Source organism: Methylocystis sp. S23, from assembly GCF_054106005.1.
Genome location: NZ_CM134185.1, coordinates 909,454 through 924,429, shown reverse-complemented (window position 1 = coordinate 924,429; position 14,976 = coordinate 909,454). Strand labels below are relative to the sequence as shown.

Below are 14,976 nucleotides of genomic sequence, written 5' to 3'. Positions count from 1 at the left end.
GCGGCGCGCGCCTCAATGCGCATTCTGCCGTTCCCCGGAGAGTCGGCGCAGCCGCGATTCCTCGAGATCGAGCTCCGCCTCGACGCCGTGCAGCGTCGTGTCGTGGACGCAGCCGAGGCGGTGGAGGCGAAGAAGTTCTCCGCGCGCCGCGGAGACGGCGGCGAGCGCCATATCGAAATGCGCCTTGCGCATCTGCGCCACCGCCTCCCCTTCCTCGTGGTTCTTGCGATAGACGAAGACGCGGCGGCGATACTCTTCGAGAAGCTTGGGGTGGCGCTCCTGGCCTTCGTCGTCAATATCGGCGGCGATCAGCGCGAGCGCGGCCGCGTAGATCTTCTCGCGCGCCTCGTGATCGTCGAGATGCGGCGTGGGATCGACCAGCGGGGCGGCCGGCTTCAGCCATTTCACCAGCAATCCCAGCGTTGCGCCCTGGATCAGCACGGTGACGGCGATGGCGACGAAAGTCGTCAGGACGATGAAGCCGCGGCCGGGAAAGTCGAGCGGCAAAGCAAGAGCGGCGGCGAGGCTCACCACGCCGCGCATGCCCGCCCAGCCGATGATCACGGGGATGGAGAGCGGCGGATAGGGGTCGCGCTTCCGGATGGAGGCGAAGAGCAGGCGCGGGAGATAGGCCGCCGGGAAGACCCAGACGAAGCGGGCGGCGATCATCGCGCCTGTCACGATCAGCGCCTGGGGCAGGGCGGAGGACAAGGCCGGACCGAAGCCGCCAAGCTCCTCCACCACCTTGCGCAACGCCAGGCCGATGAGGATGAAGACCAGCGCCTCCATGACGAAGACGGCCGAGCGCCACACCGCCTGCGCCTCGAGCCGGCTTTCGGCGTCGAGAATGGCGTGCTGGCCCCAGCCCATGATGAGGCCGCAGGTCACGACGGCGAGCACGCCCGACACATGCAGCGCCTCGGCGCCGATATAGCTCGCCCAGGCGACGAGGAAGCTCGCAATGATGATGAGCTGCGTGTCGCGCAGCCGGCTCATGGCGAGATTGACGAGAAGCCCCGCGGCCGCGCCCACGGCAAGGCCGCCCGCCGTCAATTGGCCGAACATCAGCGCCGCGTCCGACCAGCTGAAGACGCCGGTCAGCGCGGCGGCGGCCGCCACGCGATAGAGCATGAGGCCGGAGGCGTCGTTGACGAGACTCTCGCCTTCGAGAATGGTCACGAGCCGCGCGGGCACGGGAAGCCGCGCTAGCACCGCCTTGGCCGCGACGGCGTCGGGCGGCGAGACGATGGCGCCGAGGCAAAAGCCCGCCGCGAGCGGCAGCGCCGGCAGCAGCCAATGGACGACGAAGCCGACCACCGCGGTCGTGAAGATCACCGCGCCGACGGCGAGCATGAGGATCGGCCGGAGATTGAGCCTGAAATCGCGCCAGACGGTGAAATAGGCGCTCGATTGCAGCAGCGGCGGGAGGAACAGCACGAGAATGAAATCGGGGTCGATCTCGAAGGGGAGCCGCGCCGGCGCGAAGGAGAGCGCCATTCCGCCAATCACATAGGCGGCGGCGGGCGGCATGCGGAGCCGCTTGGCGAGGATCGAGAGAACCAGAGCCGCCGTGAGCAGCGCGAGGAGAATGACGAAGGGGGCGTGGGCGATCATATCGCTTCGGGGCTTGGGAGGGAGGCCTCAACCTAGAGCAGGAGCGGCGCCAAATGGAAGGCGTCAGACGCCGATCGACCCCGCGCGCGCCGCCGCCTCGCGCAGCGCCGCGATATTGCCGGCATATTGCGCGGGCCCGCCGCGAAAGGCCGCCGAGCCCGCGACCAGCGTATCGGCGCCGGCCTCGACGATCGCCTGGGCCGTTTCCGGGGTCACGCCGCCGTCGACCTCGAGACGGATCGGCCTGCGCCCGATCATCTCGCGAATGGCGCCGATTTTCGCGAGCTGCGAGGGAATGAAGCTCTGGCCGCCAAAGCCCGGATTGACGCTCATGACGAGGATGAGGTCGACGTCGTCGAGGATATAGTGCAGGCAGCTTTCATGCGTAGCCGGGTTGAGCGATACGCCCGCCTTCTTGCCCCGTGCGCGGATCGACTGGAGCGAGCGATGAAGATGCGGGCCGCCCTCTGCGTGGACGGTGACGATGTCGGCGCCGGCGTCGGCGAAGGCGCCGATATAGGGGTCGATGGGCGAGATCATCAGATGCACATCGAGCGGCAGCGTCGTATGCGGCCGCAACGCTGCGACCACGCCGGGGCCGAAGGTGATGTTGGGCACGAAATGCCCGTCCATCACGTCGAGGTGAATCCAGTCGGCGCCGGCGGCTTCCATCGCGCGCGTCTCCTCGCCGAGTTTGGCGAAGTCGGCGGAGAGGATGGAGGGGGCGATGAGGATGTCGGACATGGCGTCGCCTAGTTGATTTGCGTGCGCCAGTCACTAGCATAGAGCGACGGCGGGGCGCGACAAATGCCAGTGGTCTTTCGGCATGAGGGTTACAAGTTCTTCTTCTACTCGAACGAGGGCGACCCTCGCGAACCTGTTCATATTCATGTGCGCAAGGGCGAGGCGGTCGCGAAATTCTGGATAGCGCCCGTGAGCCTTGCCGCAAGTGACGGCTTCGACGGAAGACCCTGCGCCTGCTGGCCCGCCTAATTGAGGACCGGTCAGCGCTGATCGAAAGGACATGGCATGACAATTTCGGCTAAATCGCTGCGTTTTGACCACGCATGTGGGTCGAATTGTCCGACGGCCGCGTCCTGGGCGTTCCGCTCGCCTGGTTTCGGCGCCTCCTCCACGCGACGCCCCGGCAGCGGCTCGCTTTCGAGATCAGCCGCGGCGGCCTCCATTGGGAGGGATTGGACGAAGATATTTCGATCGCAGGGCTTCTGGCCGGGAAGGGCGATCAGACGCAGGGGCGCGAGGCGGCGGCTTGAGGGGGAACGGGACTTCGCACCGGATTAATGTTGACTGTACTCGGCGGACTTGCTGAATCCGAGCGCGAGCTGATCCGCGCCCGCTGGGGCGGCCCCCTGCCCTCACCCGCCATCAGCGCGAGGAGGCGCTTGCGTCGCTCGCCGAAGGCGTAGCGCGACGTGAGTAGATCTCGCGCTGTGCTTCTTCGGGAATCGGGCGAGCCCGTTCGCTGCATAGAAGGCGCTCGCACGTTCATCTTTTGCGCCCACAGCGCATAAGCTCCATTATGCAATACGAACCCCCAGCCGGGAGGCCACCCTCGGCCGGCGGGGGGAAAACATCACTCCGCCGCCTGCTTCGTCGCGAATTTCGGATCAAGCGCGCCGCTCGCATAGCGCTTGGCCATTTCGGCCATCGGGACCGGCTTGATCTTGCTCGCCCAGCCGGCCGTGCCGAATTCCTCGTAGCGCTGGCGGCAGACCTTCACCATGGCTTCCTGCGCGGGCTTCAGATATTTGCGCGGGTCGAACTCGCCCTTGTTCTTGCCGAGCGTCGCGCGGATCGCCGCCGTCATGGCGATGCGGCAGTCGGTGTCGATATTGATCTTGCGCACGCCGAACTTGATGCCGTGCTGAATCTCCGCCACCGGCACGCCCCAGGTCTGGGGCATTTCGCCGCCCGCCGCGTTGAAGGCGTCCTGCAGCTCCTGCGGCACCGACGACGAGCCGTGCATCACCAGATGGGTGTTGGGCAGGCGGCGGTGGATTTCCTCCACGACATTCATCGCGAGGATGGCGCCGTCCGGCTTGCGGGTGAATTTATAGGCGCCGTGCGACGTGCCCATGGCGATGGCGAGCGCGTCGACCTTGGTGCGGGCGACGAAATCCTCGGCCTGCGCCGGATCAGTCAGCAACTGGTCGTGCGAGAGCTTGCCTTCCGCGCCGTGGCCGTCTTCCTTCTCGCCCTCGCCGGTCTCAAGCGAGCCGAGCACGCCAAGCTCGCCCTCGACCGAGGCGCCGACCCAATGGGCGAGATCGACGACGCGGCGCGTCACGTCGACATTGTACTGGTAATCGGCGGGCGTCTTGCCGTCGGCCTTGAGCGAGCCGTCCATCATGACCGAGGAGAAGCCGAAGCGGATGGCGCTGGCGCAGGTTGCTTCGCTATTGCCATGGTCCTGATGCATCACGATCGGAATATCGGGATACATAGCGATCAGCGCCTCGATCATCTTGGCCAGCATGATGTCGTTGGCGTAGCTGCGCGCGCCGCGCGAGGCCTGGATGATGACCGGCGCGTCGACGGAAGAGGCGGCCTCGAGCACGGCGAGGCCCTGCTCCATATTGTTGATGTTGAAGGCGGGCACGCCATAGTCATGCTCGGCCGCGTGATCGAGAAGCTGTCGCAGGGTGATGAGGGCCATTGGGAAGATTCTCCCTTTCAGAGGGCGGTCGCCGAGTGAAATAGCGGGAACTTGCGCGGTTATCTACAGCGTACCGAACAGGAGGGCCAGTCGGGGCGGCGGGCGAAGCCTGAGCCGCAAACGCCGCCGAGGCCGTCAGTGGCTCTCGGGCGGCAGGCCGACATGGCGCTCGAGGCGGCGCAGGCGTTCCTCGAATTCGTTCAGCAGGACGCCATGCCCCACCGCCGAGGAGTGATATTCGACCACCGCGCGGCGCAGTCCCAGGATCTGATCGCCGAGACGCTTTTCGAGAGTCAGCATGTCAGACGCGACATCAGCGCGCAGTGAATGGATTTCTGAGCGAAGCTCTGTTTTGGTCTCCGCAATCTCGGCGCGGAGCTCAGCGCCCAGATTGTCCACTTTCTTGTCGATCTTGCGCAGCAGCGCCAATGTCAGGTTTTCGGGTTCGTCGCTCAATGCAGCGTCCATTGTGTCAATGCGCCTCACCGGGTAATCCCGGCCGAGACACTTTAGCACATTCTCGCTCGCGGCGTCTCATATTGTAAAGCTCTCGCCTATGCCTGAACCAGCGCGATGGCGGCGTCGATCACGGCCTCGGCCGTGATCCCAAAATGCTTATAAAGTTCCGCCGCCGGGGCGCTCGCGCCGAAGCCGGACATGCCGATGAAGGCGCTGCGCTCTCCGAGCCAGCGGTCCCAGCCGAGCCGGGCCGCCGCCTCGACGCCGATGCGCGGACCCTTGCCCAGAACCTGGGCGCGATACTCCGCCGGCTGCGCCTCGAAAAGCTCCCAGCAGGGCATGGAGACGACCGCGGCCTTGATCCCCTTCGACGCCAGCGCGTCGGCGCCGGCGAGCGCGATCTCCACCTCGGAGCCCGTGGCCAGGATCGTCACGTCGCGGCCGCCCGTTGGCTCGCGCAGCACATAGGCGCCCCTGGCCGAGAGATTCTCGGAGACAGGGCGCTCCAGCGTCGGCAGGTTCTGGCGCGACAGGCTGAGGATGGAAGGCGTCGCCTTCTGCGCGATCGCCAGCTCCCAGCACTCCGCCGTCTCGATCGCGTCAGCCGGGCGGAAGACGAGGAGGTTCGGCATGGCGCGCAGCGAGGCGAGATGCTCGATCGGCTGGTGCGTCGGGCCGTCCTCGCCGAGACCGATGGAGTCGTGGGTCAGCACATAGATGACGCGCAGGCCCATGAGCGCCGAGAGACGGATTCCGCCGCGCGCATAATCGGAGAAGACCAGGAAGGTGCCGCCATAGGGCGCGAAGCCGCCATGCAGCGCGATGCCGTTCATCGCCGCCGCCATGCTGAATTCGCGCACGCCGTAATGAATGTAGCGGCCGGAGAAATCGCCCGGCTTCACGGAGCCCATGCCCTTGGTGAGGGTGAAGTTCGAATGCGTCAGGTCCGCCGAGCCGCCGATCGTCGCGCCGGTCGCGGCGTTGATGACGCCGAGCGTCATTTCCGAGGATTTGCGCGTCGCGACCTTGGGCTTCTCGGCGGCGAGCGCCGCGCGGAAGTCGGCAAGCGGGCCTGCAATCTCCTTCGCCACGTCGTTCGACAGGAAGGTCTCGAAGGCGCGCCCCTTGGGTGAGGCGGCGCGGCGCTTCTCCCAGGCCTCGCGGGCGGCGGTCCCGCGCCGGCCGGCGGCGCGCCAGGCGGCGAGGATTTCTTCCGGCACCTCGAAGGGCGTATGCGGCCATTCCAGCGAGGCGCGCGCCGCCTCGATCTCGGCGGCCCCGAGCGGCGCGCCATGCACGGACTCCTTGCCCTGCTTGCCGGGCGCGCCGTAGCCGATCACCGTGCGGCAGGCGATCATGGAGGGGCGCGGATCGGCCTTGGCGGCCTCGATGGCCTTGGCGACCGCCGCCATGTCGTGGCCGTCGACCCGCTGCGCGTGCCAGCCGGCCGCCTCGAAGCGCGCGCACTGGTTCGTCGAGGTGGAGAGGTCGGTCGGGCCGTCGATGGAGATCGAATTGTCGTCCCACAGGACGATCATGCGCGAGAGCTTCAGATGGCCTGCGAGGTCGATCGCCTCATGCGAGAGCCCTTCCATCAGGCAACCGTCGCCCGCGACGACATAGGTGTTGTGGTCGACGAGGTCGTCGCCGAAGCGCGCGGCCGAGAGGCGTTCGGCGATCGCCATGCCGACGGCGGTGGCGAGGCCCTGGCCGAGCGGGCCGGTCGTCGTCTCGACGCCGGGGGCGTGGCCGTATTCGGGATGTCCGGCGGTGGGCGCGCCGAACTGCCGGAAATTCTCAAGATCGGCCTTCGTCATGCCGGGGTAGCCCAGAAGATAATGCAGGGCGTAGAGCAACATGGAGCCGTGGCCGGCCGAGAGCACGAAACGGTCGCGATCCGGCCAGTCGGGGCGGCTCGCGTCGAACTTCATGAAGCGCTGGAAGAGCACGGTCGCGACGTCGGCCATGCCCATGGGCATGCCGGGATGGCCGGATTTGGCCTTCTCCACCGCATCCATGGCGAGGGCGCGGATGGCGTTGGCGCAAAGGCGCGCATCAACTTTTGCTTCTGACATTTCTTCGTTCTTTCACGTTGCGCTCTTTCGGCGCCTGACGAGTTCGAGGATCCTCGGCGTGAGGATGAGTTGCATGGCGAGATCGAGCTTGTTGCCGGGAATGACGATGGAATTGGCCCGCGACATCCAGCTTCCGGCGATCATGGCGACGAGATAGGGGAAATCCACGTCTCTCGGATCGCGAAAGCGAATGACGACGATCGACTCGTCCGGCGTCGGAATGGAGCGCGCGACGAAGGGATTGGAGGTGTCGACAGTCGGCGCGCGCTGGAAATTGATATCGGTCTCCGAGAATTGCGGGCAGATGTAATGCACGTAGTCGTGCATGCGGCGCAGAATGGTCTCGGTCACCGCCTCCGTGGTGTAGCCGCGCGAATGGCGGTCGCGATGGAGCTTCTGCGTCCATTCGAGATTGATGACCGGCACGACGCCGATCTTGAGGTCGGCATAGCGCGCGACATTGACGTCGTCGGTCACGACCGCGCCATGCAGCCCCTCGTAGAAGAGAATGTCCGTATTGGGCGGAAGCTCCTCCCAGTCGGTGAACTGGCCGGGGGGCGCGCCGAGGAGAGCGGCCTCGTTCTCGTCATGCGCATAATGACGGTAGCGGCCAGAGCCCGTCTCGCCATATTCGCGAAAGAGGTTCTCGAGTTCGGAAAGCAGATTGGCGCCAGGGCCGAAATGGCTGAAATGGTAATTGCCGCCCGCCTGCGCCTCCGCCATCTTGGCTTTCATCTCCTCGCGGTCGTAACGGTGGAAGCTGTCGCCCTCGACATAGGCGACCTCGATGCGCTCGCGGCGGAAAATCTGCTCGAAGGTCGCCTTGACCGAACTCGTGCCGGCCCCGGAGGAGCCGGTGATCGAGATGATAGGGTGTTTGACCGACATGGGCGCGCTACCCACCAAGTTCCTCTACGAGCTGGCCGCGGCCCCGCCCGCAGGCCCGCCGCGCTCGGCTTGTCGCATGGCGGCCCCGCAAAGAAAAGGCTTTTGAAAGCCGAAGCCGCGCAACCGCGACCGCCCCCGGCCGCGCCCGCTCGGAGGGGCGGGGCCGTTCTGATGATGGAGTCGCGGCGCTGTGACAAGCGCTTGACTTGGCCCGCGGCCGCGACCTATATCGCTCCCGTCTCAAAAAGGCCGCGCCAAGACGGTCCGGGGCGGAGTAGCTCAGTTGGCCAGAGCAGGGGAATCATAATCCCTGTGTCGGGGGTTCGAATCCCTCCTCCGCTACCAATCCAAAAACATCGCAATGTAACCATATATTATCTGATGTTGCGCCGCGGATCCGCTGGCCGCCGCCACTTTTCTTGTTGCGGCGTACACGCGCGCAGAATGGCCGAGTTCGCCGGTGGCGACCTCTTTTGTCGGAGTTTGCAAAGCGCGGAGCCCGGACGGCGGTTGATCGCTCCGTCAGCGAAACCCGCTCCCCACCGACATTCGCGCTGCTGCGGCTACCTTGTTCGCGCGATCAGACCAGGATCGTCGCGAGGATTCGCGCCGTCGAGGCGAGAGCCGGCGCGACGCCTTCGATTGCGGCGGCGCTTGAAGGCGATTGCGTCTTTTGGAGAAGGGCCATGGCTTCGGACGGCAGCGCCCCGCAATCGACCAAGCGGCGGATGTCGCTATCGGCGGCGCCCTGGCCGTGCACGGGCGCTTCGGCGCGCGCCGCCAGCAACGCCGTCGCCATGGCGCGCAGCGACTTGGCGAGCAGCGCCGGCGCCTCCTCCGGAAACCCGCCGTCGGCCAAGGTCTTCGCCATCCGTAGCGCGCGGTCGGCCTCGGCTATGGCGTCGGCCTCTCGGGGCGCGGCGCCCGCGGCGGCGGGGGAGTCCGCGGCCAGTCCGGGCGCCCGATAAAGTTCCCGCGCCTCGAAGGAGAATTGCAGCAGACCCGCGCCGGCCAAGCGCCGCATGGCGCGCCATGCGGCGACGCCCACGAATTCTGCGGTGAAGGCGTCGGCCGCCGCCGCGCGCGCGGGTTCGGCCGCCAATCCGTCGCCATCCGCATCGACAACGATGAGCAGATGCGGCCTTCCGTCGGCGCCTCGGCGCTCTTCGACGAGTAAGGCTCTTTCGCCGAGGCGGTCGACGAGATCCCCGACGAACGCCTCCTGCGCGGAAACCATCCGCGGTCCGCCGCGCGGGCGTTCTCCCATCATCGCCTGCATGCGTTCGATGAAGGCGCCGCGCCCGGACGGCATTTTCAACGCCGAAACGTCGCCGGCGCCGTCGAGGACGCCATCGGCGAGGGCCTGCTTCTGGCCGATGAGGTGAAGAATGCTGTGCTCGATGCTGTCTTCCGTGACAAGATTGACGACCGACACGGAGCGGCGCTGGTTCTTGCGCCAAGCTCTGGCGATGCGCTGTTCGAGCTTCGCCTCGACGCCCATCTCGCCCGCGAGCTCGCGCACCATCGTCAGCATTCGTTCCCATTCAGAGAAGACGGTCACCTTCCGATCCGGCTCGTCGAGGAGATCGGCGAGGATTTTCTCCAGCTCGGGCTTTGGGCTGATGCGGCAGTTCGGATCGAGAATCGCCGGCGTGTCGCAGACCATGCGCATGCAGGCGAGCAATTGCTGAAGCCGATCGAACTTCTTCCGCCGCAGCGGACGCCGCTGCGCCTCGGCGATCAATCGCGCCGCAGGCTGGCGGTAGTCGTCGTAACGAAGCTTCTGCTCCTCCGCATGGAAACGAAGTAAGTCTTGACCGTGCGGCCGGGCAGCTCCTTCTCGACATCGGCCTTGCGCCGGCGCAGCATCAGCGGAGCGATGCGCTCGCGCAGCGCGGCGAGATTTTTGTATTCTATCGGACGTCCGCGCTCATCGAGCTCATAGAACTCGCGGTCGAAGCGGAATAGCGGGCCGAGCAGCTCCGGATCGAGATATTGGGCGATCGAATAGAGCTCGTCGATCCGGTTCTCGATCGGCGTGCCGGTCAGCACGAAGGCGTAGGGCGAGCGGAGCGACTTTACGCAGCGCGCCGTCTTCGTCTGCCAGTTCTTGATGCGTTGCGCCTCGTCGAGCACGACGACGTCCGGCTTCAATATCTGGTTGATGTCCGGGGCGTCGCTCAGCACCTGCTCATAGTTGACGATCGTGAAGAAGGCCGGTTCGCGATAGGCTGCGAGGCGCTGGGCGTGCGGTCCGAATACGAGCCGCGTCGCGCGGGCGCTGAAGCGGCCGATCTGTTAGTCCCACTCGGCCTTCAGCGACGCCGGGCAAACGATGAGGACCCGCTCGACGCCTTTGCGCCGCGCCAGGAGCTCGCAGCCGGCGATCGCCTGGATGGTCTTGCCGAGCCCCACAGGGCGCGCTCGCCGAAGGCGAGATGGATTGCTCCATCATGCTGATACGGCAATAGCGGATGGGTCAGGACATCGAGCGTCGCGCGGCCGGCGGAAACATCGGCGGAAAAAGCGGCGGCCGCTTCGACCCGTTCGCGCCGGCGCCTCGCCCGCTCCAGCCAGGGAACGAAATGGCGGGAGATTCGGATGGTCTCGCGCATAGCTGACGGCGCCTTCGCCAGGGCCGCCGTCAGCTCTTCGATCCGCCGCGGCGAAGCGGCGAGCGCCCCGTCTTCGTCGAGCCACGGGCGCAGTCATTCGCGCGCCTTTTCCAGCGATTTCGTCTCCGCTGTCGTCGGCCAAGCGATGGCGGGCGTCGCCTCCCCCCGACGATCCAGAAATATCTCGATGCTCGGGCTCCCTTGCGCCGCCGCCGCGCGAAAGGCCCGCGCTTTTCCACGCCGGAGCGCCGTCAGCGCGCCCTCTATGTGCTTACAAGTCCCGAGCGCATTGACCCGGTGGTCGATGCAGCCGCAGGAATTCGTGAAGCCGCCGAGATTTCTTATCTCCACCTCGTAATCGGCGCCGCTCGTCGAGCGGACCCGGAAATCGCCGAAAAATTCGTGATTAGAATCGTGCGCGACGACATCGAGGATTTCGGTGCTGCCCCGCCAGCGCCGCAGATCGATCTCGTCGCTCGTGCGCCAGCCGAGAACGGGTTTGCGTTCGAGCGCGCGACAAAGGCGCTCTTGACTGAACGGCCGATCGACTTGAGGATAGGTTCCGTTCCTAATTTTTACCATTGCGTTGAGGATGACCATGGCTATTAAAGATGGAAGGACGCTTGGATTGGCGCTCTCTGGCGGAGGGTTTCGCGCGACGCTCTTCGGATTGGGCTCGGTGTGGCGGCTGAATGACGCCGGACTGCTCGGCAAGATCGACAGGGTGACGAGCGTGTCGGGGGGGTCGATCCTCGCTGGCGTCCTCGCCCATCGCTGGGCGCGCCTGAAATTCGATAATGGCCGCGCCGCGAATTTCGTGGAGACGATCGCCGATCCGATCAGGCGGTTCTGCGCCCAGACGATCGACGAAGGCGCCATCCTCTGGGGCGGCCTGAACCCTTTTAAGACCGCCGGCGAATATCTCGCCGATCGTTATGACAAGGATCTCTTCGAGGGCGCTACGATCAAGAACGGCTTGCCCGTCTCCGGCCCCGGCAATCCGAAATTCATCATTTACGCGACCAATCTCCAGACGGGCCGCAGCTTCCGTTTCCGGCAGGACATGATCGCGGATTACATGCTGGGAATTTCCAAAACCATCGACGTCCCGCTCGCCTTCGCGGTTGCGGCGTCGAGCGCCTTTCCGCCCGTTTTCTCGCCCGTGACCTTCCACACCGATCCGGCGTCCTGGAGCGACGGGGAAAACTTGCCCAATCTCCGCGTCCTGCGCGAGAAGATCTTTCTCGCCGACGGCGGCGTATACGACAATATGGGCCTCGAATCGCTCGTCGATAATGTCGACGTCGTGCTGGTCAGCGACGCCGGCGCGCCCTTCGAAATCATCGAGGCGCCGTGGAACGACTATCTGCTTCAGCTCGGGCGCGTGCGAGACATTCTGATCGATCAGACCCGCGCCCTGCGCAAGCGCTGGCTGATCACGGATTTCGACGCGAAGCGAAAACACGGCGCTTATTGGGGCATCGGGACGAAAATGTCCAAATATCCGGCCGCGCCGCGCATGACCGACGACACGTCGATCAGCGACGCGCTCGAAAGCGTGCCGACGCGGCTGAACGCCTTCGATGAGCAGGTCCAGGGCCGTCTGATCAATTGGGGCTACGCGCTCTGCGATATTTCCTTGCGCCTGCGAGCCGGGTTGGAGACCCCTATGGCGACGGAATGGCCTGATCCCGCCCACAGGCTGTAGCGCGCCTTTCGCCGCTTTCACCGTGAGGTTCCGGATGGACCGGCAGGGTCTCGCCAGATGGAGTCTTGGGCTTTCGGATGCGGAGTTTCCGCTGGCGCTCGCCGCGCTCGGCGTTCTCACGGCCTTTCAAGGCAAGGGCCTTGCGCCGGTCCATGACGGATCGACATGGCGCGTCGACGCGCTTTCCGCCTTCCTGGCGGAAGGCGCGCGGCGGGACGGCGGCCTGCTGTGCTGGAAGCCGCCGCGCCTTTCCAGAAGGAAGGCCGCGCCGCAGGTCTCCGTTCCGGCAAAGGAGTCGGGCCGGACGCTCGGCGTCGATTGTCCGGCCCCTCGGGATCTCGTCGATCTCTGGCGGACGCTGGCGACTCGCGAGCAGCCGCGCCTCGCAATTCAGGTCGATCCGGCGGGCGCAGACGGGGCCCTGGCCTTCGCCGAACTCTTGAGCCGCGCCGACATCGGCGCGGCAGGCGTTTTTATCGAAACTGACTCTCCTTCGGATGGCCGCGCGGATTGGCGCTGGCCGGTCAAGCTCGGCATGTTGCCCGAGGACCCCATCGCCGCGCCTTTCGAGTTCATGACGGCGACGGGCCAGCTCGAAGAGGCTCGTCCCTATCGCTTCGTCTTCGCCGACCGGGACTATTCGCGTTTGGAAATACTGGTCATCGGCCGCGACGCGACGGACGCCCTGACGCTCCTGCTCACGAGGCGGCCCCGCCTCCGCTGCGGCCTTGTGATCCTTTCGGGACTCGGCGGCGAAACGCTTCGAACGGCGGAGCCGATTCTGCGCCTGATCGCGGACAGGCTCTCTGCGCAAGGCGTCGCCGTGGCGGATCGTCTCGCGTCGCCCGACTTGTTGGCCCGGACGCTCGACGACTTCTGCGCGAAGCTTTCGCACAATACGCCCCTGGACGTGGCGCTGCGCGAGGCGTTCGGGCGGGACGCGATCCTGCTCGCGAACCGGGAGCTTCTGCGCGCCAGCGGTCTGCACCTCGCCGCGAGACGGGTCTCGGCGAAACTTCGCGGCTTGCCCGCCGGCTCTCGTCTCATCGTTCCCGGGAAGGTTGTCGCCCAATTGAGCTTGCCGCGCCTCGACACGCTCGAATCCTTTAACGCCCCGGAAGAATATGTGCGGCCCCCCGGCCGGCGGACGCCGGCTTCACGCATCACGCCGGCCGAGGCGGCGGAGGCGCTGGCCAACGCGCTGCCGGGTTTTCGCTTCGAACGCGAAAGCAACGAAGCTTCCGCCATTTCCAGGCTGAGCCGCATCGTCCGGCGCGCCGATCGCGAGACCGCCGGTCAAAAGGCGGCGCGTTTCGTGCGGCAGAAGAGCTTCGTTAGCAAGGACGGGGCGCTCGTCGAGACGCGGGGGCCTTACGAGGTCGGGCGGAACGTCCTGTTGCAGGTGAGAATCGGACCAAGACGCGGGGGCGAGATCACGGCGCCGACGCCCTTTCCCGACGAAAAGCTGCCGTCAGACGTGGACGGCCATCGCCTCCTGATCGTCTTTCACGAGCCGCGCCAGTTCGACGCGCCCCTGTCGAAGGAGATTCGTCTCCCGCGCGCGGGCGACAGCGAGACCGCCGAGTTCGTCTTCGCGCCCAAGGAAACCGGCGACTTCATGGGTCGCGTCTCGGTCCTGCATCGGGGGCGCGTCCTGCAGACCGTCCTGCTGCGCACCAGGGTGGTCGCTCCCGGAGCAAGGACCGCCGAGGGCGACGACATCCGTCTCGAAGACGAGATGGTCGTGCGGCGCGACTGGTCCGGCCTTGGACGGCGCCGGGAATTCGATCTTGCCATCGTTCTCAATCACACGCCGGCGGGCGACGCGACGATGACTGCGGTGGGGCGACCGCGTCTGGACCGACAGGCTCGACGACCTCAAACCCGTGCTGCTCGAGATCAACAACGCCATTTCAAAGGTCGCGAGAAGCGTGCAGGATTACGGCGACGGCCTCGATCAGGGCGAAAATCCCAAGTTGCTCGTGAGGCTGGCTCGGCTCGGCGGCGAGATCCTGTCTCAATTGCGCGAGGATTTCGACGCCATCCGAAGCGACGCGATCGAATATTTGCAGCTCGTCAGCGCCCGGCCCGACGCCGTCTTGCCGCTGGAGTTCCTTTATGACTTCGAACCGCCGGCCGAAGGCGCGCGGATCTGCCCGCAGCATAAGGAAGCCCTGAGCGGCGGACAATGTCCGAAGACTTGCGCGCGCGCGAGCGACCGGCGCGCCTATGTGTGCCCGATGGGCTTCTGGGGATTAAAGAAAGTCATCGAGCGCCACATGCGCCCGCTTCGCGAGCCGGGCGTCGCCGTCGCCGTGGAATCGGAGCCGGTCGACGGCCGCGACAGCATCGAGATCGCGGACAATATTGTGATCGGCTACAGCGCCGAGGTGAAAAGGGAGCAGATCGCCTCCCTGGCCGAGCAGGTGCGCGAGACGTTCCACAAGACGCCAACGGTCGTCGCGAACTGGAATTCCTGGGTGGACGCCGTCAAGACGACGCGGCCGGCGCTTCTGGTGGCCTTTCCCCATAATGAGGGCGAGGGAATCGATATCCGGCTGGAGATCGGCGGCGACAAGCTGAAGGCGATCGACGTGACCGCGGAGCATGTCCGCTATGACGGCAAGCCGGATCCGGTGGTTTTTCTGCTGGGCTGCGACGTCGCCGGCACAGCGCAGGATTTCGCGAGCCACATCCGCCATTTTCGTCAGCAGGGCGCCGCCGTCGTCATTTCCACGGTCGCCACGGTTTTCGGGGCGCACGCCGTGCGGGTCGGCGAAGAAATCCTCTCGCGCCTGCTCGATGGGAAGAACGAGAAGAAATTCGCCACTATCGGCGAGGCCATCCGCGACGCCAAGCGCCACGCCTTGCTCGACAGCGTGCCAATGGCCTTGTGCGTCGTCGCCTTCGGCGATGCTGACTGGCGGCTGTAGATTTCAG

The 14,976-nt window shown here is 65.9% G+C and carries 14 protein-coding genes, 1 tRNA gene and 1 pseudogene; 6 read left to right on the top strand and 10 right to left on the bottom strand.

The window, feature by feature from the left end; genetic code table 11:
• Nucleotides 1-12 precede the first annotated feature (12 nt).
• Together ACV7JP_RS04670 and rpe are read right to left on the bottom strand one after the other, a co-directional pair.
• Nucleotides 13-1,614 carry a Na+/H+ antiporter gene (locus tag ACV7JP_RS04670; RefSeq protein WP_457798068.1) on the bottom strand — a complete coding sequence of 534 codons (1,602 nt, stop codon included), beginning with the start codon at nt 1,612-1,614 and terminating at the stop codon, nt 13-15.
• A gap of 63 nt (nt 1,615-1,677) precedes the next feature.
• Nucleotides 1,678-2,358, bottom strand: a complete 681-nt coding sequence (gene rpe / locus ACV7JP_RS04665; RefSeq protein WP_457798067.1) for a ribulose-phosphate 3-epimerase — start codon at nt 2,356-2,358, stop codon at nt 1,678-1,680.
• A gap of 63 nt (nt 2,359-2,421) precedes the next feature.
• Here rpe and ACV7JP_RS04660 point away from each other — a divergent pair, with 63 nt between their 5' ends.
• Both ACV7JP_RS04660 and ACV7JP_RS04655 read left to right on the top strand, forming a co-directional pair.
• A complete protein-coding gene (locus ACV7JP_RS04660; RefSeq protein ID WP_457798066.1) occupies nt 2,422-2,607 on the top strand; it encodes a DUF4160 domain-containing protein in 186 nt (61 codons plus the stop codon).
• 36 nt (nt 2,608-2,643) lie between these two features.
• Nucleotides 2,644-2,888: pseudogene (locus ACV7JP_RS04655) on the top strand (DUF2442 domain-containing protein).
• Nucleotides 2,889-3,208: 320 nt separating this feature from the next.
• Here ACV7JP_RS04655 and fba read toward each other — a convergent pair.
• From fba to ACV7JP_RS04635, 4 genes are all read right to left on the bottom strand, one after another.
• Nucleotides 3,209-4,291 (bottom strand): class II fructose-bisphosphate aldolase, encoded by a 1,083-nt coding sequence (gene fba / locus ACV7JP_RS04650; protein ID WP_457798065.1) that lies wholly within the window; start codon nt 4,289-4,291, stop codon nt 3,209-3,211.
• A 135-nt stretch (nt 4,292-4,426) separates the two neighbouring features.
• Nucleotides 4,427-4,747, bottom strand: coding sequence for a hypothetical protein (locus ACV7JP_RS04645; RefSeq protein WP_457798064.1), 321 nt, complete (start codon nt 4,745-4,747; stop codon nt 4,427-4,429).
• A gap of 98 nt (nt 4,748-4,845) precedes the next feature.
• On the bottom strand, nt 4,846-6,825 hold the full coding sequence (gene tkt, locus ACV7JP_RS04640) for a transketolase (protein WP_457798063.1): 1,980 nt from the start codon (nt 6,823-6,825) through the stop codon (nt 4,846-4,848).
• A gap of 12 nt (nt 6,826-6,837) precedes the next feature.
• On the bottom strand, nt 6,838-7,713 hold the full coding sequence (locus tag ACV7JP_RS04635) for a phosphoribulokinase (protein ID WP_457798062.1): 876 nt from the start codon (nt 7,711-7,713) through the stop codon (nt 6,838-6,840).
• Nucleotides 7,714-7,981: 268 nt separating this feature from the next.
• Between ACV7JP_RS04635 and ACV7JP_RS04630 the strand changes: the two genes are divergently transcribed.
• Nucleotides 7,982-8,058 (top strand) — tRNA-Met (locus ACV7JP_RS04630).
• Between the two features lie 235 nt (nt 8,059-8,293).
• Here ACV7JP_RS04630 and ACV7JP_RS04625 read toward each other — a convergent pair.
• The 4 genes from ACV7JP_RS04625 to ACV7JP_RS04610 all read right to left on the bottom strand — a co-directional run bounded on the left by ACV7JP_RS04625 (nt 8,294) and on the right by ACV7JP_RS04610 (nt 10,928).
• Nucleotides 8,294-9,457 carry a hypothetical protein gene (locus tag ACV7JP_RS04625; protein ID WP_457798061.1) on the bottom strand — a complete coding sequence of 388 codons (1,164 nt, stop codon included), beginning with the start codon at nt 9,455-9,457 and terminating at the stop codon, nt 8,294-8,296.
• The gene (locus ACV7JP_RS04620) at nt 9,454-9,918 is read right to left on the bottom strand and encodes an SNF2-related protein (protein WP_457799031.1); all 465 of its coding nucleotides are present in this window, start codon (nt 9,916-9,918) and stop codon (nt 9,454-9,456) included. The genes ACV7JP_RS04625 and ACV7JP_RS04620 overlap by 4 nt, the downstream gene beginning before the upstream one ends.
• A 93-nt stretch (nt 9,919-10,011) precedes the next feature.
• A complete protein-coding gene (locus ACV7JP_RS04615) occupies nt 10,012-10,128 on the bottom strand; it encodes an SNF2-related protein (protein WP_457798060.1) in 117 nt (38 codons plus the stop codon).
• Nucleotides 10,129-10,421: 293 nt separating this feature from the next.
• Nucleotides 10,422-10,928, bottom strand: a complete 507-nt coding sequence (locus ACV7JP_RS04610) for a hypothetical protein (RefSeq protein WP_457798059.1) — start codon at nt 10,926-10,928, stop codon at nt 10,422-10,424.
• Between ACV7JP_RS04610 and ACV7JP_RS04605 the strand changes: the two genes are divergently transcribed.
• The 3 genes from ACV7JP_RS04605 to ACV7JP_RS04595 are packed head-to-tail and all read left to right on the top strand — an operon-like array spanning nt 10,927 to nt 14,969.
• Nucleotides 10,927-12,036 (top strand): patatin-like phospholipase family protein, encoded by a 1,110-nt coding sequence (locus ACV7JP_RS04605; RefSeq protein WP_457798058.1) that lies wholly within the window; start codon nt 10,927-10,929, stop codon nt 12,034-12,036. The genes ACV7JP_RS04610 and ACV7JP_RS04605 overlap by 2 nt on opposite strands.
• 34 nt (nt 12,037-12,070) lie before the next feature.
• On the top strand, nt 12,071-14,158 hold the full coding sequence (locus ACV7JP_RS04600) for a hypothetical protein (protein WP_457798057.1): 2,088 nt from the start codon (nt 12,071-12,073) through the stop codon (nt 14,156-14,158).
• Entirely contained in the window at nt 14,058-14,969 is a 912-nt protein-coding gene (locus ACV7JP_RS04595) for a hypothetical protein (protein WP_457798056.1), read from the top strand. The genes ACV7JP_RS04600 and ACV7JP_RS04595 overlap by 101 nt, the downstream gene beginning before the upstream one ends.
• Nucleotides 14,970-14,976: the final 7 nt, after the last annotated feature.

Excerpts from the sequence above, each read along its gene's own strand:
- ACV7JP_RS04670 (WP_457798068.1), bottom strand. The coding sequence starts at position 1,614 with ATGATCGCCCACGCCCCCTTCGTCATTCTCCTCGCGCTGCTCACGGCG.
- rpe (WP_457798067.1), bottom strand. The coding sequence starts at position 2,358 with ATGTCCGACATCCTCATCGCCCCCTCCATCCTCTCCGCCGACTTCGCC.
- ACV7JP_RS04660 (WP_457798066.1), top strand. The coding sequence starts at position 2,422 with ATGCCAGTGGTCTTTCGGCATGAGGGTTACAAGTTCTTCTTCTACTCG.
- fba (WP_457798065.1), bottom strand. The coding sequence starts at position 4,291 with ATGGCCCTCATCACCCTGCGACAGCTTCTCGATCACGCGGCCGAGCAT.
- tkt (WP_457798063.1), bottom strand. The coding sequence starts at position 6,825 with ATGTCAGAAGCAAAAGTTGATGCGCGCCTTTGCGCCAACGCCATCCGC.
- ACV7JP_RS04635 (WP_457798062.1), bottom strand. The coding sequence starts at position 7,713 with ATGTCGGTCAAACACCCTATCATCTCGATCACCGGCTCCTCCGGGGCC.
- ACV7JP_RS04605 (WP_457798058.1), top strand. The coding sequence starts at position 10,927 with ATGGCTATTAAAGATGGAAGGACGCTTGGATTGGCGCTCTCTGGCGGA.
- ACV7JP_RS04610 (WP_457798059.1), bottom strand. The coding sequence starts at position 10,928 with ATGGTCATCCTCAACGCAATGGTAAAAATTAGGAACGGAACCTATCCT.
- ACV7JP_RS04600 (WP_457798057.1), top strand. The coding sequence starts at position 12,071 with ATGGACCGGCAGGGTCTCGCCAGATGGAGTCTTGGGCTTTCGGATGCG.